Annotated in this window: 23 protein-coding genes; 13 read left to right on the top strand and 10 right to left on the bottom strand. The window is 43.2% G+C overall.

Annotated features, from left to right (window positions below):
- Window positions 1-11: 11 nt before the first annotated feature.
- From JMW85_RS12315 to gmk, 8 genes are all read right to left on the bottom strand, one after another.
- A complete protein-coding gene (locus tag JMW85_RS12315; protein WP_201581969.1) occupies window positions 12-1,898 on the bottom strand; it encodes a monovalent cation:proton antiporter-2 (CPA2) family protein in 1,887 nt (628 codons plus the stop codon).
- Between the two features lie 75 nt (window positions 1,899-1,973).
- On the bottom strand, window positions 1,974-2,678 hold the full coding sequence (locus JMW85_RS12310; protein ID WP_201581968.1) for a hypothetical protein: 705 nt from the start codon (window positions 2,676-2,678) through the stop codon (window positions 1,974-1,976).
- 575 nt (window positions 2,679-3,253) lie between these two features.
- On the bottom strand, window positions 3,254-4,444 hold the full coding sequence (locus JMW85_RS12305; protein ID WP_201581967.1) for a cation diffusion facilitator family transporter: 1,191 nt from the start codon (window positions 4,442-4,444) through the stop codon (window positions 3,254-3,256).
- A gap of 267 nt (window positions 4,445-4,711) precedes the next feature.
- Window positions 4,712-6,997, bottom strand: a complete 2,286-nt coding sequence (locus JMW85_RS12300; protein ID WP_201581966.1) for a primosomal protein N' — start codon at window positions 6,995-6,997, stop codon at window positions 4,712-4,714.
- A 219-nt stretch (window positions 6,998-7,216) separates the two neighbouring features.
- Window positions 7,217-7,597, bottom strand: a complete 381-nt coding sequence (locus JMW85_RS12295; RefSeq protein WP_045444211.1) for a RidA family protein — start codon at window positions 7,595-7,597, stop codon at window positions 7,217-7,219.
- A gap of 236 nt (window positions 7,598-7,833) precedes the next feature.
- On the bottom strand, window positions 7,834-10,032 hold the full coding sequence (locus tag JMW85_RS12290; RefSeq protein ID WP_201581965.1) for a RelA/SpoT family protein: 2,199 nt from the start codon (window positions 10,030-10,032) through the stop codon (window positions 7,834-7,836).
- 412 nt (window positions 10,033-10,444) lie between these two features.
- A complete protein-coding gene (gene rpoZ / locus JMW85_RS12285; RefSeq protein ID WP_045444217.1) occupies window positions 10,445-10,705 on the bottom strand; it encodes a DNA-directed RNA polymerase subunit omega in 261 nt (86 codons plus the stop codon).
- A gap of 197 nt (window positions 10,706-10,902) precedes the next feature.
- Entirely contained in the window at window positions 10,903-11,529 is a 627-nt protein-coding gene (gene gmk, locus JMW85_RS12280) for a guanylate kinase (RefSeq protein ID WP_045454143.1), read from the bottom strand.
- Window positions 11,530-12,011: 482 nt separating this feature from the next.
- On the opposite strand from gmk, the gene ispH reads away from it, so the two are divergent.
- From ispH to JMW85_RS12220, 12 genes are all read left to right on the top strand, one after another.
- The gene (gene ispH, locus JMW85_RS12275) at window positions 12,012-12,968 is read left to right on the top strand and encodes a 4-hydroxy-3-methylbut-2-enyl diphosphate reductase (protein ID WP_045444223.1); all 957 of its coding nucleotides are present in this window, start codon (window positions 12,012-12,014) and stop codon (window positions 12,966-12,968) included.
- A gap of 52 nt (window positions 12,969-13,020) precedes the next feature.
- A complete protein-coding gene (locus JMW85_RS12270; RefSeq protein ID WP_193008579.1) occupies window positions 13,021-13,266 on the top strand; it encodes a hypothetical protein in 246 nt (81 codons plus the stop codon).
- Between the two features lie 14 nt (window positions 13,267-13,280).
- Complete coding sequence (locus JMW85_RS12265; RefSeq protein ID WP_201581964.1) at window positions 13,281-14,099, top strand: thioesterase family protein; 819 nt, start codon at window positions 13,281-13,283, stop codon at window positions 14,097-14,099.
- Window positions 14,100-14,511: 412 nt separating this feature from the next.
- On the top strand, window positions 14,512-16,032 hold the full coding sequence (locus JMW85_RS12260) for a catalase (protein ID WP_201582167.1): 1,521 nt from the start codon (window positions 14,512-14,514) through the stop codon (window positions 16,030-16,032).
- A 257-nt stretch (window positions 16,033-16,289) separates the two neighbouring features.
- Complete coding sequence (gene htpG, locus JMW85_RS12255) at window positions 16,290-18,293, top strand: molecular chaperone HtpG (protein WP_227681870.1); 2,004 nt, start codon at window positions 16,290-16,292, stop codon at window positions 18,291-18,293.
- A 344-nt stretch (window positions 18,294-18,637) separates the two neighbouring features.
- Entirely contained in the window at window positions 18,638-20,119 is a 1,482-nt protein-coding gene (locus JMW85_RS12250; RefSeq protein WP_201560665.1) for a C13 family peptidase, read from the top strand.
- Between the two features lie 228 nt (window positions 20,120-20,347).
- Window positions 20,348-21,238, top strand: a complete 891-nt coding sequence (gene fghA, locus JMW85_RS12245; RefSeq protein ID WP_201581963.1) for an S-formylglutathione hydrolase — start codon at window positions 20,348-20,350, stop codon at window positions 21,236-21,238.
- Window positions 21,239-21,556: 318 nt separating this feature from the next.
- Window positions 21,557-21,838, top strand: coding sequence for a TIGR03643 family protein (locus JMW85_RS14500; RefSeq protein ID WP_374220464.1), 282 nt, complete (start codon window positions 21,557-21,559; stop codon window positions 21,836-21,838).
- Window positions 21,839-21,949: 111 nt separating this feature from the next.
- On the top strand, window positions 21,950-22,642 hold the full coding sequence (gene rpe, locus JMW85_RS12235; RefSeq protein WP_055124691.1) for a ribulose-phosphate 3-epimerase: 693 nt from the start codon (window positions 21,950-21,952) through the stop codon (window positions 22,640-22,642).
- 120 nt (window positions 22,643-22,762) lie between these two features.
- On the top strand, window positions 22,763-23,140 hold the full coding sequence (locus tag JMW85_RS12230) for a hypothetical protein (RefSeq protein ID WP_227676610.1): 378 nt from the start codon (window positions 22,763-22,765) through the stop codon (window positions 23,138-23,140).
- Between the two features lie 120 nt (window positions 23,141-23,260).
- Window positions 23,261-23,572 (top strand): hypothetical protein, encoded by a 312-nt coding sequence (locus JMW85_RS12225; RefSeq protein ID WP_045444243.1) that lies wholly within the window; start codon window positions 23,261-23,263, stop codon window positions 23,570-23,572.
- 185 nt (window positions 23,573-23,757) lie between these two features.
- Window positions 23,758-24,069, top strand: a complete 312-nt coding sequence (locus JMW85_RS12220) for a hypothetical protein (RefSeq protein ID WP_045444246.1) — start codon at window positions 23,758-23,760, stop codon at window positions 24,067-24,069.
- Window positions 24,070-24,234: 165 nt separating this feature from the next.
- On the opposite strand, the gene rpmG is transcribed toward JMW85_RS12220, so the two are convergent.
- Together rpmG and rpmB are read right to left on the bottom strand one after the other, a co-directional pair.
- A complete protein-coding gene (rpmG, locus tag JMW85_RS12215) occupies window positions 24,235-24,390 on the bottom strand; it encodes a 50S ribosomal protein L33 (protein ID WP_045444249.1) in 156 nt (51 codons plus the stop codon).
- Between the two features lie 138 nt (window positions 24,391-24,528).
- The gene (gene rpmB, locus JMW85_RS12210) at window positions 24,529-24,765 is read right to left on the bottom strand and encodes a 50S ribosomal protein L28 (protein ID WP_010201401.1); all 237 of its coding nucleotides are present in this window, start codon (window positions 24,763-24,765) and stop codon (window positions 24,529-24,531) included.
- A gap of 485 nt (window positions 24,766-25,250) precedes the next feature.
- Between rpmB and JMW85_RS12205 the strand changes: the two genes are divergently transcribed.
- The gene (locus tag JMW85_RS12205; RefSeq protein WP_201581961.1) at window positions 25,251-26,405 is read left to right on the top strand and encodes an Ig-like domain-containing protein; all 1,155 of its coding nucleotides are present in this window, start codon (window positions 25,251-25,253) and stop codon (window positions 26,403-26,405) included.
- Window positions 26,406-26,482: the final 77 nt, after the last annotated feature.

Raw genomic sequence — 26,482 nt, 5'->3', positions numbered from 1 at the left:
TATATAAATACTTAGGTGTTAGAGTCAGTTGCAACGTCGTCCTTTTTATCAACGGGTGTTGCTTTACTTTTTAGCGCGTCATAAAAATCCGTTAAGTCCATTTTTCGGGCTTTATCAATGTCTTCATCAAACAAGCTTTCTAGCTCTGCCATCGCTGATTGTGCGGATTCAATCATGCTGGCTTCATCATCATAGATCGCTTGCTGACGTTCAATCAAGTCATCGTCGTAATCACGGAAAGTTTGCACCGTCTCGCGCGCTTTTTCTGGTGAGATGCCAAGCAGTTGTAGCGATTCACGCGACATATCCAAGGACGATAGGTAAGTCTCACGCCAAATATGACGCACACCGACCTCACGCAATCGATAATAATGCTGACGGTCACGTGCCCGTGCCAAGACAATCAAGTCTGGATAGTTTTTACGTAAGTATTGAGCCGTGGTGATAGAGCGCTCTAAGTCATCGATGGCTAAAATGAACACACGGGCTTTTTTAATACCAGCCGCGCGCAATATCTCAGGGTTTTCTGGGTCGCCGTAATAGACTTGGTTACCAAATTTACGAACGAAATCGACACGATTCGCTGAGCGTTCAATGGCGGTAAATTCGATGTTGTGCATGCGTAGTACACGACCGATAATCTGACCGACGCGCCCAAAGCCAGCAATAATGACTTGATGTTCATGATCGGGGATGGCATCGTATTCGCGGCTGGGTTTGCTTTTGGCAAATAACGGCTCACCGATTTTCTCAAGTAACAAAAATGCCAACGGTGTGAGTGCCATGGAGATAGTGACGATAAGGTTCAGGGTGTTGGCAAGCTCAGGTCGCAACACATTTTGAGCAGTAGCAACACTGAATAAAACAAAAGCAAATTCACCACCTTGAGCGAGTGTCACACCCAGTCTGATACTGGTTGGCCAGCGATTGCCTGATATCTTTGCAATGGCGGTAATTACACCAAATTTGATAGCCATCAATGCCATTGCACAGCCAATGATAAACATAGGTTTTGCCAAGATAAGTTTGACATCAGTCAGCATACCGACCGACATAAAAAATAAGCCAAGTAGCAACCCTTTAAACGGCTCAATACTGGCTTCTAGCTCATGGCGATACTCAGAATCTGCGAGCAGTACCCCTGTCAAAAAAGCACCCAATGCCATCGATAAACCAATTTGACCCATCAAAATAGACACACCCATCACGATAAATAGCGCAATGGCGGTCAGCAGTTCTGATGCACCACTAGAGGCTACAAACTTAAAGAAGGGACGAACGACATAACGACTAGCAAAAATCAGTCCAGCAAAAACCGCAAAAACTTTGCCAAAATAAATCAAATCATAACTTTGTTCGCGCACCCCTGATAGGAAAGGAATGACGGCTAGCAAAGGGATAACTGCAATATCTTGGAATAATAAAATCGTGAACGCTTCACGACCGTGGGTGCTAGAAAGCTGCTGTTTTTCAGTCAGTATTTGTAATACAAAAGCTGTGGACGACAAGGCAAGGCCAAAACCGACGATAAAAGCAGTATCGAGCTGTAAGCCAAAAATTTGATGTAACAGCCCCATTAGTAATGTGCCAGTCAGACCGACTTGCAAACCACCGAGGACAAATATCGAACGCCGCAGTGCCCATAATCGTGAGGGTTGCAGCTCAAGCCCGATAATGAACAGCAGCATGACCACGCCAAACTCAGAGAAGTGCAACAAGCTCTCAGCATCGCCTGCGACGTCCAGACCACTGGGCCCCAATATCAATCCTGTAATGAGATAACCTAAGACCGTCGCAATGCCAAAACGTTTACCAAGGGGTACAAAGAGCAGGGCTGCTCCTAAGAAGATTGTAGCTTGTAACATTAAATTTGGTGAGCCGGTGGCGGCAGCGAACATCTGGGATCCTTAGCAATCATGATAAAATAAGCGTTACAATATGGGCATAGCAAAAATAAAAAATCTTAGCATACGTTATTTTTTACGATAAATCTTCCACACACCATTATCGGCAAGTGGATTGTTATAAGCATCGTTACGGCGTTTACGCGGGGTCTGGCGACTGTCTACGATTTTGAAATCGGGCAGCGCATGGACGATAAGCCCCGTTCGATAAAAACGCACGCGTTCAGGCTCCAGCATCTCGCCCTTGCTATCACGGCAAAATACATAGGCGCGCAAATCAATAAATTCACGATGCGCCACCAAACGCGCCTCATCATCATTATCAAATACGGCACTCATACGCGCAATTTCATCAGCACTATAATCACCACACTTATCAGTAAGCGCACCGACCGAACCGAAGCTTTTCGATTCTTTTGCACGGGTCTTGGTCAAATGTAGCCTTTGCACATGATAGATAAATTGCGGTATCTCAAGGCTGGCTGGTAGCGGCAGATGATCGGGCGGTAGGTTGGCCGCAGGATAAAACGCCATGGCGCGCTCAAGCAGATTATGCCAACGCTGCTGATAGGCTTGGACTTCGGCGATATTGCCTTCATAAATTGGCATATCACGAATTTGATGCAAAATATCAGGCGGAAACTGCTCATCTCGAAAGCTAGCAATATCCTCTTGCAATGTTGATAACAATGCTTTGGCATGCTTTTTACCCTCTGCTGAGATAGGGTCATCAATGTGGCTTGGAGCAACAAAAGGAGCTGAGCGTCTCGACATGGCAGAAAATAATCCATTAATGGTAAATTGGGTGTTTCAGCTTTAAGTATACAGAATTTATATGAAAAATATGGCGGCGAGGCTAAATTTCCCATCATTTTTAACATGCTATTACAATGCTAAAAATCGGCGTGATATAAGCTTATTTAAAATAAAGCCTGTTTATGTCGGCGCATAAGAAGTTATGTTCATGCATGATGATTCGTCCGCTGATTGTAAGTTGCGCGGATTATTGAAGACTTTTAGCAAAATAATTTTAAGAATTTTCGGGGCAGGACTGGCGCGGTTATTTGGATTTTGGTTGCTAGTTGCGTCATATATGGCATCTGCTTATTTAACGCACATCAGGACTGACGCATGAGATTTTTGGATTTGAATCATATTCTTATCATTGGGATTAGGTATTTGGTTAATAACAACGCTTTGGCTAATGTGGTGCATATGGCGTTATGATTGCCACCACTTGATAAAACGTCGCCAATCATAGGCAACGTCTAAATTGATACTTGAATGAAGAATGGTCTTTTCAATGTTTAATCTCTGACTTTCAAAGTCTGACTTTCAATGTCTCATGCTTAATGATTGTGACCAATATGATTATTGGTATCAGTCGCCTGCTGTGAGATATCGCAAACTAACGCATCGCTATGCGTCTTGGTTTGCGGATGCGCTAAGCTTTCAACCTGAATGGTCGCATGGTGAATATCAAGCTCAAGGAGGCTTTGCTCTAAACTGGTAATTAGGATACTGGATTCATAAATACTCATTTCGCCATCGACGACCACGTGACACGATAGGGCGTTGAGACCGCTGGTGATACTCCAAACATGCAGGTCATGGACTTGTCGTACTTGCGGGTGGGCAAGTAATTTGTCTTCGACCTCAACTAGCGATATACCTTCTGGCGTACCTTCCATCAGGATATGGACCGAATCACGGACGACGCGGTAACCACTAAACAAAATCAATATGGCGACAATCACCGAGGCCGCCGCATCCGCCCAAACCCAGCCAAAGCTCATCATCAAAAGCGCGGCAACAATAGCGGCAACCGAACCCATTAAGTCACTTAATACATGCAAATAAGCACTTTGCATATTCAGATTGACCGGTGCTTTACCCTCATTTTTTCCTTGAGTGTCTTCGTGACTGTCTTTATGACTACCAGCATGACTGTGACCATGCGCATCTCCACTGCGACTGCCTCGATGCATCAGCCAAGCGACCAAAATGTTGACCAACATACCAATGGTAGCAACGATAAGCATGCCTTGGGTAGCAATTTCAGGCGGTGAATTGAAGCGCTTAATCGCCTCATAAAAAATCATTAGCGCAATAATGACCAGCGTCGCACCATTGACTGTTGCGACTAAAATCTCAAAGCGTTTATAACCAAACGTCTTTTGATGAGTGGCTGCTTTTTCACCAATTTTAAATGCTATTAACGTCGCGCCAAGTGCGATTGCATCACTTAGCATGTGACCTGCATCAGATAATAGCGCCAAACTGCCAGTCAGCCAGCCACCGATGGCTTCAATAAACATATAGCCTGTGATAATGATAAAGCTGAACAGCAAGGTGCGCTGATAGCCCTTGGTATCTCGCGGGGCTGTTGTTTGCTCTAAGTGTTCATCGTGATCGTGAGTGGCTTGATTGTCATGAGTGTAGTTGCTCTCATCCTCTTTAAGCAGATGGTTAGCCACATTAACATTATCATTCTGATGAGAATGCTTGCCTTGTTCAGCGTTTGATGTATTTTGACTCATAACAACACTCAGGATGACAGAAGAGGAAATTTGATGGCTTATAAGGCTGGGCTTGCTGTTCGCAAACTAGCCAGATATAAAGAATTTAGCATATTTAATAAATGTTTGCTGTATCTAGGCAGTAAACCATTGGTTACTATTTCGAATAGCGTTCTTTGGGGTGTGTCCTCAATTCAATCAACTATCCTCTAAATGGGCACAAGCCCTAGTAGCGGACAGCGATAAAGTGATAATCCAAATTGAAGAGTGATGGTTAGGCGTTGGCGGCTACCAACCAACAGGGTCGATATCCAAAGTGAGTTTAAGGTACTTGGCACTTGGCAAGGTCAGTACGGGCTGCCACCATTGGTTTAATACATGGTGTAATTGCTGTCTGTCTTTGCCTAACAGCAGCAGTTGGACGTGGTAACGGCTATTCTTTTTGCTCATTGGTGCATCGATAGGTCCTAGTACGGCCAGATTATGTCCATTTGGCAGAATGGCAATGGCATCTTTAAGGGCTTGGGTCGTGGCAGCAAGAGTTTTGCCTTCACAGCGTATCAGGGCAGCATGGCTATGTGGCGGTAAGCCCATCATTTTACGCTCTTGCAATAGCTCGCGAGCAAAAGACAAATAACCATCTTTGACCAGTTTTAATAGTAATTCATTATCTGGTTGCAGCGTTTGAATGAGTACACGACCAGATTTATCACCGCGACCGGCACGTCCTGCGACCTGAATCATCAATTGCGCAGTATGTTCTGGCGAGCGAAAGTCGGCGGACAAGAAACCACGATCGGCGTTTGGCAAGCAGACAAGCGTAACATTGGGGAAATGATGACCTTTGGCGACCATCTGCGTGCCAACCAAGATGGCAGGATTGCCTTGATTGATACGCTGATAGATATTCTCCCAGCTGTCTTTACGTCTGGTGGTATCGCGATCGATTTGGATAATGGGATATAGCTCTTTGCTGGTTTGCGGATTGGCAAAAATTGCATGCAGGTTTTCGCTGAGCCTTGTCGTGCCCATCCCTTTGGCATCCAAATTTTGACTGCCACAATCAGGGCAGATTTTTGGAATATAAGCTTGCCAGTCGCAGTGGTGGCATTTTAAATAGGAGCTACTATAAGCGTTGTGTTGGGACTGGCTATTATAATGAACGGTTAGATGCGCGTCGCAGCGCGGACAATCTGCCTGCCAACCGCAAGCTTCGCATAGCAAAACTGGCGCATAGCCACGACGGTTTAAAAATATTAATACTTGATCGCCTGCTTCTAGCGTTTGCCGTATTGCCCCAATAAGCGCATCGGTCAGCCCAGTATCATAGCGCGCGCCGTCGTCCGTCGTTTGTTGATGAGTACTTTGCAGGCGCGCATCAATCAGTTGCATGGTCGCAAGCTTCGCATTACCTGGACGAGTTTGCAGTTGGCACTCTACCAGCTTACCGTCATCGACCAGTTTTAGATGCTCAAGAGATGGCGTCGCCGTACCAAGTACGACAGGAATATCAGCTTGTAGTCCACGATAAAGCGCCACGTCAGCGGCATGATATCGCAAGGTATCTTGCTGCTTATAAGAGCCATCATGCGCTTCATCCACGACAATTAAGCCCAAATCTGCAAAGGGATAGAGCACCGCTGAGCGCGTTCCAATGATAATTTGCGCATGACCGGTACGGCAATCTTGCCAACCTTGCAGGCGATGCGTATTGTTCATGCCAGAATGCAATAAGACAATGTGAGCGGCAAAGCGACTGGCGAAACGCGCGCGCGTTTGCGGTGTCAATCCAATCTCTGGTACCAAAATCAACACCTGCTTGCCAGCTTCCAATACGGCTTGCATCGCTTGCAGATAGACTTCTGTCTTGCCACTACCAGTGATGCCATTTAATAAAAATCCCGTGTAGCGATTGGCTTCATGAGCCGCAATAATAGCGGTAACGGCGAGTTGTTGCTCGTCATTGAGATCAAGGGGCATTTTTGCTAATTTAACAGGCGCAGGTGATTGTTTGGTCTGAATATAGTGCTCGATTAAACCTTTGTCTTCGAGCGCCTTTAAAAAACTCCGCTCCATGCCCTCTAGTAATAAAACATCTTCACTCGCGCCGCGCTCGCCATGCAGCTTAAGCATCTCAAATTGTTGTTTTTGTTTTTTGGCGTTGGCACGAAAGTCATCGTCGCTTACCTGTGGCAAAATTCGCCAATGGGTAATCAGTAAATCTAGCGGCTTACCTTGACGAACGAGAGTTGGCAGCATGACTGCTAAAACGTCACCAAGCGGGTAGTGATAATAACGCGCCAGCCAATGTGCCAGCTTTAGCATACTGGTCTCTAAAATAGGCTCAGCATCCAAGCATTTATTGATAGGTTTTAGCTTATTAAATGGCACGCTGCTATTTGCTTCTGGAATATGAGCGACGACGATACCGATTAAAGTTTGACGACCAAAGGATACTTCGACACGGCAGCCAATATGGGGTAAAGGAGGGCTTGATAAGGCGTTTATATCTGCTGGTACGCTATAGTCAAATACCCGATAAAGGGGCACGGGTAGAGCAACTTGTACCAACATAGAATGCGTTCCCAGTTTTCAGGTAAATGGACTTTAGATAACCAGCTTTTAGATAACTAGATCGTAATATTGATAATAATAATAGCAGTAAGCCCAAATAGTGATATTTGGGCTTACTCTGGCCTTACTTTTTAGCAGTGGCTTTTTTGACGTAATGACTTGAGAATTAAGTACGTCGATATATTAAGCCTTACCATTTACATGATGATACGGCTTAAGTTACTCAATATATAGGATAGACTCAATCTCGACCACACCGCCTTTAGGTAACGCCGCTACTTGGACAGCTGCACGGGCAGGATATGGCTCGCTCAAATTGGCAACGAACACGTCGTTTAGTGCCGCAAAATCATTCAAGTCCGTTAATGACACGTTAAATTTAACCACGTCATTTAAGCTGCCACCAGCCGCTTCACAGATGGCTTTGATGTTTTCGAACACTTGCTCAGCCTGTGCTTTAAAACCTTCTTTTAATTCCATGGTATCAGGGTCAAAACCCAACTGTCCTGAAATATAGACGGTGTTACCAACTTTGACGGCTTGTGAATAAGTACCAACGGCAGCAGGGGCTTTATCAGTTTGAATGGTTTGACGAGTCATATTATATCCTTTTTATCTTTTTCTGGTTTGGTAGGTAAGGGCGCATTATTCATCATTTACATCTCGTTTTTCACCATACAAATGATGACACGCTCTACGTTTATTTGCTAAAAATCAAAAAACACAGTTTATCATTATTTCAGGTCTTTCTAAAATTTTCTAAATCCATTATTCAATGTTCTATTGAGTGAGTGTTGGTGGCAATTTATCACGCGCACTACACCTTGTTACCAGCACTACAGCTGATACAGCCTGATGATGTTTGGGAAACCTAGCAAGGAGCGTAGCTCGCGAATGCCTTGTGCTAGATGATTGCGACTGCGAACGATGATATGGATGATGGTGTCACTGCTACGCACATCTACTTTTTCTACCCCTATATTTAATTGGCGTAAATGATAGATGACTTCAGTAATCTGTTCGTCGCTGAGGGCAATAGATAGTTTTAAATAGGCTGGAAAGCGAATTTTTCCGGTATTTTTTATGTCATACTCGCCAGCGTCACCTTGTTTTACGGCCTTGTCATTACGCCAGCGCAGTTGTATAACCTGATAAGGATTGTCTTTACGAATATCGTCAAGTGAAAAGCACTTGTGTCGATGAACCACCAGACCGTGACGGGATAAGTGACCGACGATAGGGTCACCATAAATAGGATGACAACAATTGGCAAAATCAAGCTCAACCCCAGACGCATTGACTATCAGCTGCTGTGGTTGGGTCATATCATCGCTGTGTTCTTGTGCTTGCAAATCATTGACTTCATCGCTAAACAAGCGAGTTACTACCAGCTGTGGTAATAACGTACCAGAGCTTATTTGCTCGAATAGTTCGGATTTTTCGGTCAAGCCACGCCATTCAGTGAGGTTTTTCCAATCACTATCGGTTAAGTCATCGAGACTTTTTTGATAGGTTTTTAGCGCCCGATCTAAGGCTTGTTGACCATGGTGTTGCTTATCAGCAGGAGACAAGTCTTTAAACCAACGCAAAATCTCTTCACGCGCTTTATTGGTCACGACAAATCCTAGCCATTCTGCTTTTGGTTCTGAGTGGCTATTGACTTCTATTTCAACCAGCTGTCCATTCTTAACGACTGTGCCAAGTTTGGCTTTTTTACCATCGATATTGGCGCCAACGGCTACATTGCCTACCATCGGTCCGACAGCGTAAGCAAAGTCTAGCGCGGTTGCGCCTTGTGGCAGCTCATAAGCGCGACCCTTTGGACTATAACAGATGATTTTACTGGAGTGTAGGTAATCCATCAGCTCATTAATGGTAGAGACTGCCGCTGAAAAGTCTGGGCTATTTTCATCTAAGCTGTCTTCATCGACCAAGTCTTTCATATTGCGTAATGAGGCTTGAATAACCGATTGGCTAACGTCTGAGGCATGCTCTGCACCGATGACACCAAGCCGCGCTGCGCTTTGCATTTGCTTGGTCAAAATCGTCACTTTGACGACATCGTTATCGCGCTCATAGATAAGCGTGAGCGACTGATTGCCACCCGGTAGCGGACGACGAATATTATCAGCGATATGAGAGTCATCAATCTGGTATTTTTTAATTAAGTAATAGGCCAGCTTGTCACAGGCTTCGACATTATCGAGGACAATCTCAAAGGCATAATGACGGAGCAGAGCGTTGATTTCACCGCGATTGCGGAAAAACTGACGGTAGATGACCACGCGATTGTCTAAAACTTTGACCAGACCATTCAACCCCAAATTATTGAGGACAATACTCAGATAGCGATGGATGGCCTCTCTTTGAAAGTTACGCCCAAGCCCGTGCTGTAGTAGCTTGTCAGACAGTTTGTTGTACATGTCAGAATCAAGATTACGATAACAGAGCACCTCAATATAATCGGCAATATCATTGAGACCCATTAGCCGCGCAAACGGCACATAAAAATCCAACGTTTCTTGTGCTGTGGTGCGTTGTTTTTCGGGACGTACCGCATCTAGTGTCGACATATTATGTAAGCGGTCAGCAAGCTTAATAATCAATACGCGTGGGTCGGCAAGGGTGGCTGTCAAAATTTTATGGAAGGTGGCTGCTTTGTTTTGCTGTTTATTGTGGGAGGACGACTTTAGCTTAGTCACACCGTCGACCAGTCTCGCCACTATTTTGCCATAGCGCTGCTCAATCTGCTCATCGCTCACCTCGGTGTCTTCGACCGTATCATGCAAAATCGCTGCAATAATCGTATCTCGATCCAAACGAAAACCTGCCAGTATCTCGGCCACCGCAATCGGGTGGGTGATATAAGGCTCTCCTGATTTACGCTTATCTTTGATGTGCGCAATATCACCGAACTCACAGGCATCAATAATATCACGGCGTTCAGCAGCAGTGAGGTAACCTACTGAGCGCAGTAAATTATATTGAGCCTCATCGACTAAATGATGGCTGAGTTTGGGTAAGGTTTGACTCATAAAGTAACGATCCTATTTTCCATTACCTGTTTGCCTGACTGTCTATCGGGTAAATGGTGACTGAATGAATGCTGGAATACTATAAATATAAAAAATCTCGAGAAAAAAGATAAAAATAGGTAGACCATCCTCTAATTAATCGTAAATCGCATTCAATGTCAACTGCTAAGCGAACAGGTGCTATAAAAATTTAGAAATTCTAACTCAATGGTAGGTTTTGAGGTATAAATGGCGACTAAAACAGTCAAAGCAATATCACAGCAACCAGCTATTACAACCAAAAAACCACAGCCTATGCTGTGGTCTCTCGTCAATATGTCATCACTGTGTGTATTTGTCTTATAAGGCAGTGGTTAGCTTTATAGTTTTTATAAGACAAATCTTCAATGCTGTATCTTAATAATACAGTGTCTTAAAAACCATGATCGCCTGACAGTGCCAAATCTAATGAACTGGTGGCAAAGTTGTGCTCTGGCTGATTTAGGATATCGCGAGTGATTTTACCAGCAGCGATTTCACGCAATGCTAATACCGTAGGCTTGTCATTATCCACATCAACCAATGGTTCAGCGATACCTTTAGCCAATTGACGTGCGCGTTTGCTTGCCACTAAAATCAGTTCAAAGCGATTATCAACATTATCCAAACAATCTTCAATCGTCACTCGTGCCATATGTAGCTACCTCGGTTGTTTTTATTAGTCACGGAGCTTGCCCGCCACTCAATAAAAATAATATCAAAATATAAAGGGGGATAGCGAGACATTATAGCATTTTTTGCCCAGCCGAGTAGTTGCTTTTTGCGTGTCTATTAACGTATCTATTAATAAGCGCTCATCGACTGAGTTGACAGTAGTATTTCGTTCTTGCTTTACTCTTCTACTTTATTGCTAAGTAAATTGCTGATGGTGCGATGATACCGCTGCTGTTGACGCTTAAGCGTCTGCCTATCCGCCACGATAATGGCTTTTAGCTCAGTTAAAGCGACCTCAAAATTGTCATTAATAATCACGAAATCAAAATGGACATATTGCGCCATCTCAGTCACTGCGCCAGCCAGACGTTGCTCTATTACCTCCATAGTATCTTGCCCACGCGTCGATAGACGCTGACGTAAAGTGGCAATACTTGGCGGTAAAATAAAAATCATAATGGCGTCAGTAAAGATTTTTTTGACTTGTAGTGCGCCCTGCCAATCAATCTCTAAAATAACATCGACGCCTGCTTCTAACTGCGTCCGCACACTTTGCTCCGAGGTACCATAGTAATTACCAAAGACCTCAGCATGTTCTAAAAACTTGTTTTCACCAATGGCAGTCACAAAGTTTTCGACGTCGGTAAAATGATAATGGTGACCATCAATCTCGCCGGGACGTGGCGTGCGCGTGGTGTGTGATACGCTGACGGTTAAGTCGTTAGTCGTGGCAAGTAGCTGCTTTACCAGTGAGGTTTTGCCCGTACCTGAGGCGGCAGTAATAATAAATAATGAACCTGTCATACAATGTGTCCTAATGGAGTGTGTGCTAGTCAAATCTGTGCGAGTAAAAGAGCCAAAGCTGTTTTAGTAAACAATTCAAAACTGGTAAAAAGAAAAATCGCCATCATGTATGGCGATAGACATTGTCATCGATGCACTATTATAAACTGCTTTTGTGGCTTTTATTTTAATTAAAGCCGCCTTTGACCAGTCGTTATCATCGAAGCGGCGTAAAGATGGCATAGGGCGACTCAGTATAAATCACATTTTTGGTGCATTAAGTGCAGTTAACGCTGCCACTATGGAGAAATACTTTGAACGTATGAATATGTGGGTGCTTCTAGTTAAAACAGCCTCTAGTACCGTGCTATTTTCAAAGGCAATAAAAGTAAATTATGCTAAAGTAGCGTAATGAATTCATCCCAATTTTTGAATTAGAGCTTTTGACAGTAATGTCGTGTATTTAAGCTTTAATAATAAATTATCTAATGATAGGCCCTCTTATGCAAATTTATCTTGCCAATCCACGTGGATTTTGTGCTGGTGTGGATCGCGCGATTGCGATTGTGAACGAAGCATTGACACGTTTTGAACCGCCCATTTATGTCCGTCACGAGGTGGTACATAATAAATTTGTCGTCTCTGATTTGGCCAATCGCGGTGCGGTCTTTGTGGAAGAACTTCATGAAGTACCAGATGGCTCTATCGTTATTTTTTCTGCTCATGGCGTCTCAAAAGCTGTCGAAGATGAGGCTGAGCGCCGCGATTTGACCGTATTTGATGCCACTTGTCCGCTGGTCACTAAGGTACATATCGAAGTCGCTAAATTTGCGCAAGAGGGTATGGATGCGGTATTGATTGGGCATGCTGGACATCCCGAAGTGGAAGGCACGATGGGGCGCTTTAACCGTCGCCACGGCGGTCACATTCATTTGGTTGAAAACGAAGCCGATGTGGCAGCATTGAGCGTACAAAATGCCGAACGTTTGGCATTTGTTACCCAAACGACCTTATCTATGGATGACACAGCGCGCGTCATCGATGCACTGCGTGAAAAATTCCCTAGTATCCAAGGTCCGCGCAAAGACGATATCTGTTATGCCACGCAAAACCGCCAAGATGCGGTAAAAGACTTAGCCAGTCGCTGTGAGGTGGTCTTGGTGGTCGGCTCGCCCAATTCATCCAATTCCAATCGTCTGCGTGAGCTGGCTGAGCGGATGAATTGCCGTGCGTATTTAATCGACAATGCCAGTGAGATGGATAAAAGCTGGTTAGATGGTGTGCAGAGTATCGGCGTCACCGCTGGCGCATCAGCACCCGAAGTACTGATTCAAGAAGTACTACAGCAGTTGCAAGATTGGGGTGGTGATTTACCGAGTGAGCTATCAGGCATCGAAGAAAATGTCACTTTCAGTCTGCCTAAAGCCTTGCGTATCCCAGTCACCCAAGTGGGTAAGTAGATAAGGCTTTGTACAAGACATCTAATAGGTAACGTATAGTAGGTAACGCAAAATGAAAAAGCAAAAAAAAGGATTTGTATTGGCAGAAGCCACTCTCGCTGAGGTTAATAAACAATTGAAAGTGAATTTGTTTGTCATCGTGGTGGTGGGATTCGTGTTAGGCAGTAATATTCTGCATTTTATGCGAGAAAAGAGTGTTTTTTATGGCGTATTAATTGCCGCGATGGTCGTTGCATTATTTTTTGTCATTAAGAGTCGACAGGTTCTTAAATTAAAACAACAAGAGCTTATCAAATAAATCATAGGACAGTCATGTCAGCTTATTATAACTTTATCAAACGCGAACAGCGAGAAGACGGCGTCAACGTCGCACATTATCAGCCAACCAAACATGCCCAAGGTGCTTGGAATGAGCATGAACAGCATATGGCACCAGCGACAGGATTGCTCACGGCTGAGCTCAACGGTTATGCGCCGCAAGAAAACATGCGTATCGCTCGTATCAGCCTAGATATCTTAGGATTGATTCCACTGGATGACTTTACCGTTACCACGCGTTGTATTCGTCCGGGCAAGACCATTGAGCTTATTGAAGCAGTCATGAGCAGTCGCGGTCGTGATGCGATTATCGCGCGGGCATGGCGTCTAATGACCCAAGATACCAGCGATATTGCAGGCATTGAAGACCAAAAAGCGGTACATAAGCCCGAAGAGTTGCCCATTTGGGAAGACATGAAAGGCTGGCCGGGCGGGTTTATTGAGAGTGTGCGCTTGGTCGCTGATGATACGCAGCGTCGCCCAGGACGCGGTATGGTCTGGATTACTAATGATGTGGAGATGATTGAGGGCAAGCCAACTGATGACTTGGTGCATCTATTGGGCATGGTCGATACGGCCAATGGCGTTGTGCCGCGACTTGGGCTTGGCTTGTCAGAATTAGAATGGATGTTTCCCAATACGGATTTGCAAATTCATATGCATCGCGCGCCGCAAGGTCGCTGGCTTGGCATCGAAGCGGTGCAACAGTATGGCAATGATGGCATTGGTTTAACGAGCGCTGTGTTACATGACATCAATGGCCCTTTTGGTCGTAGTGAGCAAATATTGACGATTCGTCCGATGCCGCGTTAATTGCTCTGTGGTATTTAATTAAGCTCTATTTGATATGGTCAATTCGCTTTAAAAAAGTGATAGCAAGGCTAATAGAGAGTGCTTGCACTGTTAATATTTATCGATGTTAATAACAACCATCCTAAGGAGTAAAGTATTTGGATGAGTAAAAAACAAGTTAAGTGGTTCTGAAAAACAAAACGAAATCATGTAATTAATTAATTATACAAATCAATGGTAATGGGTTGTAATAGTATCTAACCACAGAACATGACTGTCATTAGACATTACTATGAAAAAAACAAACCGTTTTTCGAACAAGCTGACAACTATTCTGGAACTATTAATAGAAGCGTATTCAGAATAGGTTTTGTACTTTAATCCATTTGCTATTCACAGGAGTATGACTATGAGCAACGACATAAACAACGATATGAGCGATAAAAAATGTCCTTATGCACCGACCCAATTGACCATGGGCAATGGCGCACCAGTGGCAGACAATCAAAACAGCATGACCGCAGGCAAACGCGGCCCATTATTGGCGCAAGATGTTTGGCTCAATGAAAAGTTAGGAAATTTCGTCCGTGAAGTGATTCCAGAACGCCGTATGCACGCCAAAGGCTCTGGCGCATTTGGTACTTTTACCGTGACCAATGACATCACTAATTATACCCGTGCGGATATTTTTAGCGAAGTGGGTAAACAGACTGAGATGTTTGCGCGCTTTAGTACCGTCGCAGGTGAGCGCGGCGCGGCTGATGCTGAGCGTGACATCCGCGGTTTTGCTTTGAAATTCTACACCGAAGAAGGTAACTGGGATATGGTGGGAAATAATACACCTGTGTTCTTCTTACGTGATCCGCGCAAATTCCCAGATTTAAACAAAGCCGTCAAACGCGATCCACGTACCAATATGCGTTCGGCGACCAACAACTGGGACTTTTGGACTTTATTACCAGAAGCTTTGCATCAAGTTACTATCGTTATGAGTGATCGCGGTCTGCCAGCCTCGTACAGAAATATGCATGGTTTTGGCTCGCACACCTATAGTTTTTGGAATGAAGCCAAAGAACGTTTTTGGGTAAAATTCCATTTCCGCACGCAACAAGGCATCAAGAACTTAACCGACGCAGAAGCGGCAGAGGTGGTTGGTTCTGATCGTGAGAGTCATCAAAAAGATTTGTACGATGCCATCGAAAATGGCGATTTCCCAAAATGGAAAATGTATGTGCAAATCATGCCAGAAGCTGAGGCGGATACTGTTCCTTATCATCCGTTTGACTTGACCAAAGTATGGCCAAAAGGGGATTATCCGCTGATTGAAGTGGGTGAGTTTGAATTAAATAAAAACTCTGACAACTACTTTGTCGATGTGGAACAAGCCGCATTTGCCCCAAGTAATTTGGTACCGGGTATCAGCGTTTCACCAGATAAAATGCTACAAAACCGCTTGGTTAACTATGCCGATGCTCAGCGTTATCGTGTCGGTGTCAATCATCAACAGATTCCGGTCAATAAGCCGCGTTGCCCTGTGATGAGCAATCATCGTGATGGTCAAGGCCGTGTCGATGATAACTATGGCAGTCGCCCGCATTATGAGCCAAACAGCTTTAGCCAGTGGCAAGAGCAACCTGATTATGCTGAGCCACCATTAAAAATTGACGGCTATGCGGCGCATTATGATTTCCGTGAAGATGATAGCGATTATTTTAGCCAACCTCGCGCATTGTTTAATTTGATGAGTGCTGAGCAACAACAAGTGCTATTTGAAAACACAGCGAATAATATGGCTGGTGTGCCGGACTTTATTCAGTATCGCCACATTCGCAACTGTAACTGGTGTGATGCTGCTTATGGCGCAGGCGTTGCCAAAGCACTAGGCTTAACGGTTGAAGATGCGATGAATGCTCGTGAGTCAGATCCAGCGCTGCATTTGCCAAGCTGCTTATAGTTGATAGGTTTATCTAAAAACGTATTACTAAATCTATTTGCTAAACCTATTATCGATATAACGACACCGCCTTAGGAAACTAGGGCGGTGTTTTTGTTGAATTGTGCTTTTTAGCTTGAAATTTTCTGCTGCGCCCCTATTAGTATAAACAGCTTAGCGATATTCAAAATTGAACTGCTTAATTTGTAGCTGAGTAGAGACAGTCAAATGATTGCTATTTTATGATACGTTTTTGACATAAATTAAAGGAGTTTTTTATGAGTGAACAGACCCCAGTTGATAACCAAAAAGTTGATAGCATCAATGTTAATAAAAGCAGCCCTGAATTAAAAAAACATACCTTTGAGGCGGAAGTAGCGCAACTGCTACATCTAGTGACCCATTCGCTTTATTCTAATTCTGATATCTTTGTGCGTGAGCTGGTTTCAAACGCCTCTGATGCCTGTGATAAATTGCGCTTTGAAGCGACCAATGATGACAGTCTTTATGAAGACGATGGCGAGCTGCGCATTCGCATTGCTGTCGATGAAGATGCCAAAACCATCACCTTTACCGATAATGGTATCGGCATGAACGAAGCTGATGCCATCGAAAACTTGGGTACGATTGCCAAGTCCGGTACTAAAGCATTTTTAGACAAGCTGTCTGAATCACAAAAGCAAGATGGTCAATTAATCGGACAGTTTGGGGTTGGCTTCTATTCAGGTTTTATCGTTGCCGATACGATTAGCGTTGAAACACGTAAAGCGGGCGAGCCTGCGGATAAGGGCGTGCGCTGGGTATCAGATGGTACGGGTAGCTTTACCGTTGAGCCTATCACTAAAGAAACTCGTGGCACTGCCATTACTTTGCATTTAAAAGAGCAATATTCTGAGGGTGAAGACAGCTATTTAGACCGTGGCAAAATTAAGCAGTTGGTTAATAAATACTCAGACCATATCAGCTTACCGATTCAGATGCGTAAAGAAGTTTGGCAAGAAGATGTCAAAGAGAATGAGAACGACGACGCACCTGCTGGTGGCGAGATGGTATTGACTGATGAATGGGAAACTATCAACAAAGCCAGCGCGCTATGGACACGTACGGCATCTGAGATTGAAGATGAAGAGTATATCGATTTTTATAAAAATATCACCTATGACATGGACGCGCCACTAGCATGGACGCATAACCGTGTCGAAGGTCGTGTTCAGTATACTCAGCTACTATATATTCCGAAAAAAGCCCCTGTCGATTTATATACTCGTGACCAGCAGCATGGACTAAAGCTATACGTGAAGCGCGTCTTTATTATGGATGAAGCTGAGCAATTATTGCCAATGTACCTGCGTTTCGTGAAAGGGGTGATTGATTCAGCCGACTTGCCATTGAACGTCAGCCGCGAGCTATTACAAGAGTCGCGTGATGTAAAGTCTATCCGCGATGGTAACGCCCGTCGTATTTTGACTTTGCTCGCCAGTCTAGCCAACAGTGAAGACAGTGATAAGCAAGAAAAATTCGCGCAGTTCTACGCTGAATTTGGTGATGTTATCAAAGAAGGCGTTGGCGAAGACATGGGCAATCAAGAACGTATTGCCAAATTGCTACGTTATGCGACCAGTACTCAGGATAGTGTGACGACCAGCTTTGAAGACTATAAAGCGCGTATGAAGGAGGGTCAAAAAGCCATCTATTATCTAACGGCTGACAATCTAGCAGCTGCTAAAAATAGCCCACAACTTGAGCTGTTTAAAAAGAAAGGTATCGAAGTTATTTTGATGACCAGCCGTGTTGATGAGTGGGCGATGAATTTCTTGACCTCATTTGATGAGACACCGCTACAAAATATCGCGAAAGGTGCCGTTGATTTGGGCGATTTGCAAGACGAAGCTGAAAAGGCGGAAGCAGAAAAAGCGCAAGAAACCATGAAGCCAGTCGTTGATAAACTTAAAGCAGCGTTAGGCGAACGTGCCAAAGATGTGAAAGTATCGACGCGTTTGGTTGATAGTCCTGCCTGCTTGGTCGTTGGGGAAGGTGAGCTATCGCCGCAAATGATTCAGATGCTTAAACAAATGGGTCAAGATGTGCCAGAAAGCAAGCCGACATTAGAGGTCAACCCTGATCATCCATTGATTAAAAAGTTAGAGACTAGCGAGCAATCTGACGTCGATTTTGATAAATTGGCGCAAGTAATTTTTGACCAAGCCTTACTAGCAGATGGCGGTCAATTAGATGATCCAGCCGCTTATTTAAAACGTGTGAATGAGCTTTTGATGAGATAGTAGTGAGTCTTTGATACAGTCATTATTGAGAAAAAAGGAGGTCTTGGATTCAAGACCTCCTTTTTTTATATGTTCTTAGCCAAATTTAAGCGAATTTTACAAATCAGCCTTATCCTCTTGACCGACAATCCGTTACAATCGCGTTATATTAGCGAGCTAAACTGTTTAGTCATATTTTTAGTCTTTGCTATTCGTCTCTTAAAATCATCTCATTGTGAATTGCATGTAATCTTGATGTCCATATGCTATATAAAAAATGTGAATTAATGACATTTCGTAGGTAGCTGCCACACCAAGAATCATCAACTCACTTTCTTTTCTCGACTGGCTAGAGGTTTAAGTCTTTGTCACTTGCGTCGTTAAAAACCGTATCGCTTCAGCGTTTTTCGCTCAATTTCGCTGCCAATATTATTGCAACCTTGTGGATGCTAGTAGGGTCGACGCGCGCGTTTTCTTGGGTAAAACCAACCTTTATCCAGTTTGCCGTATTTGCACTATTGGCACTCGGTAGTAATGTACTGTTTTCGTGGTTGGCCGCGGAAAATGGCAGTATCTTTAATGAGCAAGGGTTGGTCAGCTACTTGATTTGGCCGATGATAATTTTATTGGGCGGCATCATTTTGGCACGGCGTTCTGGCAATCAAACGTTGGTGTTTGTGCCCGTGGTATTGTGGTTAGTGGCTGATACCTTATCTGCATTATTACAAAGTTTGGTGCAGTTTTTAGGCAGTTATGGTTGGTTGCCAGATTGGAGCTATTCACTTTTACCCATACTGTTTTTGGTGCTGTTTTTATGGCAGACCTTGGCGTTATTATGGATTTTTTCTCGTCGTCTACGCATACCGTGGTGGGAGCGGGTCATTGTATTGGTAGGTGCAGTCGCACTGTTGACGATTTGGCAGCGTAATGTCGCGGACCAGCCTATATTTAAGCAGATTCCTGTAGAGCCTGTTTTAGCAGAAGCAGCATTATATGAGCAACCTCGTTTGTTACAGCAAGCATTAAATAGTATCGATCCCAGTACTTCAGGCAAGACCGACTGGTATTTTATGGGTGTGGCAGGATTCTCTGGTCAAGACGTTTTTCGCTCTGAGATTAATAAAGTGCGTGAGCTGTTCGATGTGCGTTTTGGCACTAGTGGACATTCACTCTCGTTGATCAACAATACTTATAGTTGGCTTGATGAGCCAATCGCTACCAAAACCAGTATTCTGCGTGGATTAAAGAAAATTGGTCAGCAGATGAATGCCGATGAGGATGTGTTATTCCTAACCTTGTCTTCACACGGCAACGAAAATATCATTCAATTAGCAAATCCACCATTAGCAATGGAGAATCTAGACGCCGCATGGTTACGGGAGGCGCTAGACGCTTCAGGTATTCGCTGGCGGGTGATTGTGGTATCTGCTTGCTATTCAGGCTCATTTATCGATGAATTGGCCTCTCCAACCACGGTGGTGATTACCGCATCAGCGGTGGATAAGGCATCGTTTGGCTGTACCAATACTGCTGAGATGACCTATTTTGGGCAAGCGTTTTTTGCTGAAAGCCTGCGTAGCAATACCAGTTTTGAATCTGCCTTTAAAGCTGCCCGTTTGCGTGTGAATGAGCGTGAAAGTGCGATGGGTTTTGAACCATCAGAGCCGCAGATGGTGATTGGTAGTCTGATGGAGACTGCTTTGCCAGCGTTCGAACAAGTATTGTTTGATAAAACCCGACCACCAGTTGCCAGCATTATTAATGACAGTGATTCTATCGCCATTAATATCGTAGAGGATAGTGCTTCTGGTCAGCCAGTGGCTAATACTGCGATCACTGCCAATTAACAACTAACAGTAAACCCCAAACCCGCAACCCAAAAATCACGATGAGCCGTATTAAGCTCGTTCAGTCTAGAATCTGTAATACTGACACTCGCTTTCCTTACTACTTTAATTCTTGTGAATGGTATAATGATTGAGTACTAAGTGAGTTTGGAGAAGTACTAGTATTACTTTACCAATGCTTTTTATAAGTCATCGTGTACTTTACTTTGGATAAAAAGGATGTCGCTTATGAACAACTCTTATAAACACAGTTTATCTACCAACTCAAAAATCACGCAGATCAGCGTCAACCGCTGTTTTGATGGTGAGCAGCATTACTATAGGCATCAATCATCATCGACCAAAACGCCGATGACCTTTAGCATTTATCTGCCAGATGAAGCGCTTGCTGGTCGCCGTTGTCCTGCGATTCTATATTTATCAGGTCTCACTTGCAATGCTGATAATGTCACCCACAAAGCGCATTTTCAGCAAAAATGCAGCGAGCTTGGCATGATATTTATCGCCCCTGATACATCACCTCGAAGTAGTGATGACAGCGATGTGCCAAACGACGACCGCTATTTTGTCGGTCAGGGTGCCAGCTATTATGTCGATGCGACGCAAGCACCTTGGTCAGAGCATTTTAATATGCAAAGCTATATCGTTGATGAGTTATATGACTTGTTACGCTCAGAATTTCCTATTGACAGTATCGGCGTGACAGGGCATTCGATGGGCGGTCACGGAGCATTACTATTGGGCTTTAAGTTTCCAGGCAAGTTTGTGAGTGTCTCAGCTTTATCGCCTGTGTGCGCGGCCAGTGAGTCGGCATGGGGGCAAGCCGCTTATACAGAATACTTCGGCGATGATAAATCACGATGGGCGCAGGCAGATGCTGCGCAGATGATTGAAAAATCGGGGCAGCAGTATGCAAGTATCTTGGTGGATCAAGGCGCGGCTGATAATTTTTTAGCAGAGGGTCAACTGCAAACCACCAAATTGCAACATGCTTGTAACAAAGCCAATCAGCCCTTAACCTTGCGTTATCAGGCGGGTCACGATCATAGCTACTATTTTATTCAAACGGTGATTAACGATCATATTGAACATCACTGGCGTATGGCGCAAATGAGCTAAGTCCAGTATTAGAATGATGATCTGATCGATAAATTGACAGACAGTTACGCTGATTATTTAGTCAAGCGTACTTATTGATATAAAATAGATTAATATAAAATGAAAGTCGGCTAAGTATCTGTTAAGCATCTTTAAAGGTAAGGTTTTATGGTAAGTAATCTGACAGCATTAGTAGCCGATGGTTTGGCTTGTAAGCAGCAAACCGTTGAGTCATCGCTTGCGACCATGCAAGCCGATATGAAAGCGGCTCTAAAAAATAATCAGCCTGCTGATATTAGTACTGAATCAAATGACAGACAGACACGTTCAGATGAGCTTATCGCAACCGTAGTCAATGAGTCTGGTGATAAAGTGCTAGATGACGCGCAAGTCTCACGAGTAATAGAAATGGCGTGGGAGGACAGAACACCGTTTGCGGCGATAGAGCATAGCTATGGTCTGAATGAAGCAGGCGTGATTAAGCTGATGCGCCAAACGCTAAAGCCGTCATCTTTTCGCTTATGGCGTCAGCGTGTCAGTAATCGCGCGACCAAACATCAAGCTAAGCGAGGCTTCGATGTCGGTCGTGCTTATTGCAAAACCCAGTATAAGCAGCGCTAGTAGTTTGAGTTCTTAACATTATTGCTTTAAAGGCACAGTTTTTTTAAGCCAGTCCTTAGTTTCTTTTTATTTTATTCGTATTTTATTTCAACAGAATCAGGTAGCTCAACTATGATTATTCCTTCTAAACCTTATCTTATCGCCCCATCAATACTCTCAGCTGATTTTGCACGTCTAGGTGAAGAAGTTGAAAGGGTGTTGGAATCAGGCGCTGATGTGATTCATTTTGATGTAATGGACAACCATTATGTACCCAATCTCACTTTTGGTAGTATGATTTGTAAGGCGCTGCGTGATTATGGGATTGATGCACCAATCGATGTACATTTGATGGTCTCACCAGTTGACGGCATGATTGAGCAGTTTTTGGAAGCAGGTGCGAGTGTTATCACTTTTCATCCAGAAGCCAGTGGGCATATTGATCGCTCTTTACAGCTGATCAAAGATGGCGGTGCTGAATGTGGTTTAGTATTGAATCCCGCAACGCCATTACATTATTTAGACTATGTGATGGACAAGGTAGATCAAATTTTATTGATGAGCGTCAACCCAGGTTTTGGCGGTCAGTCATTTATTGAAGGGACGTTAGAAAAAGTGCGCCAAGTTCGTCAGCGCATCATCACCAGTGGTCGTGATATCAGATTAGAAGTAGATGGCGGTATCAAAGCCAGTAATATCCGAGCCATTGCCGAAGCGGGTGCTGATATGTTTGTGGCAGGGTCGGCGATCTTTAACCAAGATGACTATAAAGTGGCTATTGATGCTATGCGTGCTGAGCTGGCTTTGGCTAATGGTAATGAATAACCACGGTCTTATGTGATTGGTAAATACGTTCGTCAGTCATTTTCGTCATAAAAGAATAGTAGCAAAATGTGCTGTATAACGGATAACGATGCATAACGGCAAGTTACGTAAAGGTGAAATATGGACACAAAAAACTCAATCAATTCGTCAGAATCACCTGAGTCAGAGCAAAGCACTGAGCAGCCAATTCAGAATGAGACACAGCAACGCAGCTTGGTGCCAAAGGGTATCACTATTGGCTTGGCTGTATTTGCCTTGGTTCTAAGTCTGGCAGGTTACGGCTTTCGGCTAATGGTGGGTGATGATACTGGTGAAGTATTACGTCATGCTGCGGTCATTGTGCCTGCATTTATGCTGGGCATTCCCCTGTTTTTTTGGCTAGGTTCTAAGATACTTAACAAAGTCAAAGGCATGCATATAGAGAGCTGGAATGCTATTAGCTTGGGCTATTTAACCTCTTGTATATCGATGCTTTGGTTAATGGGTACTTACAGTTAGAGTCTTATGAGCAGAGATAAAGCTGTTTGGTAAATAGTGCACTGCAATATTTATGATAGGCTGTTTTTACACAATTTTTAATTATTAAGTCACGCGCTACAAGCGTGACTGGAATTTTACATGAGAATCATACCGACCAAGATTGCCAATATCATCTATCCAAAAGACCTACCCAATGGCTTATTCACCAGCTTAATTATCGCCTGTTTGCTACTTGGGCTGGCATCATTGCGTAACGGTACTGATTTACAAGGCTGGCTAAATGTCATCGAAAACTGGCTGCTTATGCTGTTGATATTTCCGACCGCCACCGCCACTGTAGCCTTACCGTTTAAATATCGAGATCCGACATTAGAGTTAAAGCTTATGTACTATCTCGGTATGTTTGTTGCCTTCTTATTTACTGTGGCAAAATTACGCTACTGGCGCTAATACTATCAGTGATAGCACACCCAAAGAGCCTTTATGTAGAAGACTTATGTGACAAGCCTTGAATTTCAAGACCAAAGCGTCCATTGTATGACTAAGATAGTTTTACCCGTATTACTGTAAAACAATAATGTTGCGGTGCGCGATTTTTCTTGCAAGTATTAGACGGGACAATGAGGAAGCAATTCATGCCATACGATATCGATAATGATATAGAAGTAGATAACGAAAGTACGGATCAATTTGCAGGATTTGCCAAAGAGACTACCCTTGAGTTGGTAGAGGCAGAAGATGGTCGCTTATTGTTACGTGACGCGGAACAAGACGAAGCGCCGCTGATGACCATTGATTTTTCTGAAAAGCTTAAAGAGCTGCTCGGTAGTGACACCCAAGCGATAGGTCAGCATATGATTCATGCCGCGATTCAGGTCATTATGCAAAAGCAGATGAGCCAATGGCATGCGCATGTTTATGACAAAGAGCCGACGCACTATAGTTAGTGATGAGATGGGTTGCTGTTAAGTTGGCTAGTAGTCGTTAATTAAAATAATCATCATTAAAAGTAGCAAGCGTAAAAAAGGGTATATCAATTGATATACCCTTTTTTTTCAAGTAACTTATATATAGAACGTATTTATAAAAATATATTCTATAAATTATAGCAATTATTTGATTTTAGCTTCTTTAAACATCACGTGCTGACGAATTTTTGGATCGAATTTCTTCATTTCCATTTTGCCAGGCATAGTGCGTTTGTTTTTAGTAGTGGTGTAGTAATACCCAGTACCAGCTGTTGATACTAATTTAATTTTATCTCTCATGATAGCTTTCCTGTAAATGAGGGGTCTTCAAACGATAGGTACGGATCTAAAATATTAAGTAACTACAAATATAATGATGTAGTAGAAAAGCAGCTTAAATGACGAAAATTATCGAGACATTAAGCTGCCAGTCTTAACTTATACTTTTTGACCTTGTGCGCGCATATCTGCTAACACTTTATCGATACCAAGTTTGTCAATAGTGCGCATACCTTTGGTAGACACACGTAGACGTACAAAACGATTTTCAGACTCTACCCAAAAACGATGGTTATGAAGGTTTGGTAGAAAGCGACGACGGGTTTTGTTGTTTGCGTGCGAAACATTATTACCCACCATAGGGCGCTTTCCAGTCACTTGGCAAACTCGAGACATGGCGAACTCCTAATCTATGAGGTATGAGTTTTTCTCATACCAGTCTGGGCAAGTTGCACGTTTTTGCGGCATGGACACAGCAAGCGGCAGCTTTGCACCAAACAAAACTATATGAATGTTGAGTTGATATTGCTGTTATCTAAAGGCAAATAACAAGCGTACCAATTCAGAAAATTTTAAAGCCGACATTTATACCATAAAAGAGATGAATACTCAAATATTTTTATGATTATTGTCGATCTAAAGGATGGCTATTATACCCTGAAATTCACTGGCTATGTTGTTGATTATTTAATAGTAAAAATTAATTTTTAGTTGTAAGTTATGACAAAAGTCAGTAAAGTTGCTGTTATATATTTAATACAATCTGTTAATACAACGGGTGTTAATGTAAATCTATGTATCATTACCAATCTGTTATGATTCTGTGTAATGATTTTTGTTTATTTGCTCGAATAAATTACTGCTGACGCGGAGTCCAAAACATGTCATATAGCTCATTACCTTTTACCTCTAAATTATTTCAGCTTACGGCGTTAACAATATCACTAACTCTAGCTGGATGTGGTGGTGGCGGTGGCGGTGATACTGTAGATTCTATTGCACCCACTCCTGATACAGGTTTGGTGCAGGTAACCCCTGATGGTCAAATTCCAGGTGATTCTGCTACTAAAGCAAGTGAAATATATATATCTTCCAATTATAGTGGGATTAAAATGACTAAGGGAGCTTCTATAGAAGTGACTGCCTTAGTGTTAGATGCAAACAATGGTAATCTAGCAGAGCAACCTGTAACTTTTAAAATTACTGACCCTAAAGCTACAGGTGTATTTAGTAACTCTCAATCCAAGATTACTACGGATGAAAATGGCAAAGCAGTAATCAGATTAGAGGTGCTAAATCAATTATCTACAGAGCAAAGTGATTATCTTATAAACAATGGATTGATAGTAGAAGCTAGTATTGGTAATGTAACAAAATCTATTAAACTATATGGCTCGAATGACAACGCTGATATTGAAAAACAAAATGTATATGATGTTTTTATCTCCTCTGATAAAAATCAGCTATTGACTGGCCAAGATAAGACAACAGTTAGTATTAGAGTAACTGATAAAAAAGGCGGTATTATTGCAGGAGTGCCTGTCATCGTCAGTATTGCTGATGCTGCATTATATGGCTTGTCATTGAATGGAACTTCTCGGCAGCTTACAGATAATGAAGGGCTAGTCGAAATCGAGCTGATACAAAGTAGAGTAAGTGTTGATGCTCAACTGAACCACGAGAGTGTATTGAACGTTGTTGTTGATGATGGTAAAAACAGTATTGTTGAACAAAACTTACCAATCATAGCTTCAGGTACTCGTGTAAGTAACGTGGTATCTTCTAAGAATGCAGTAAATGCAGGAGATAATTTTAGAGTATCTGGGCAACTCTTAGATGGCGCAGCAAAACCAGTTGCGAATGCTGATTTTATTATTTATAGCAACGATACGGAAGCTGGGGTTGGAAAGTCTGACAACAATGGTAATTTTGCAGTTGACTTAAATGCTTCTAGTTTAAAACCAGTAGATGATAACTATTTATTCAGTCTTGAGGTAAAGGCGTTGAAGTTAGCCAGCGTATTCCTGATATTTTAACGGTAGTATCTACGAGTAGCTCAAACATAGGGTTTTCTCCAACTACAGATATTATTGTCGGTGATCGACAGAAAGTC

The sequence above is a fragment of the Psychrobacter glacincola genome (assembly GCF_904846075.1).
GTDB lineage: Bacteria > Pseudomonadota > Gammaproteobacteria > Pseudomonadales > Moraxellaceae > Psychrobacter > Psychrobacter glacincola_C.
The sequence above is the reverse complement of the archived record's forward strand: the minus strand, read 5'-3'. Positions and strand labels throughout refer to the sequence as shown.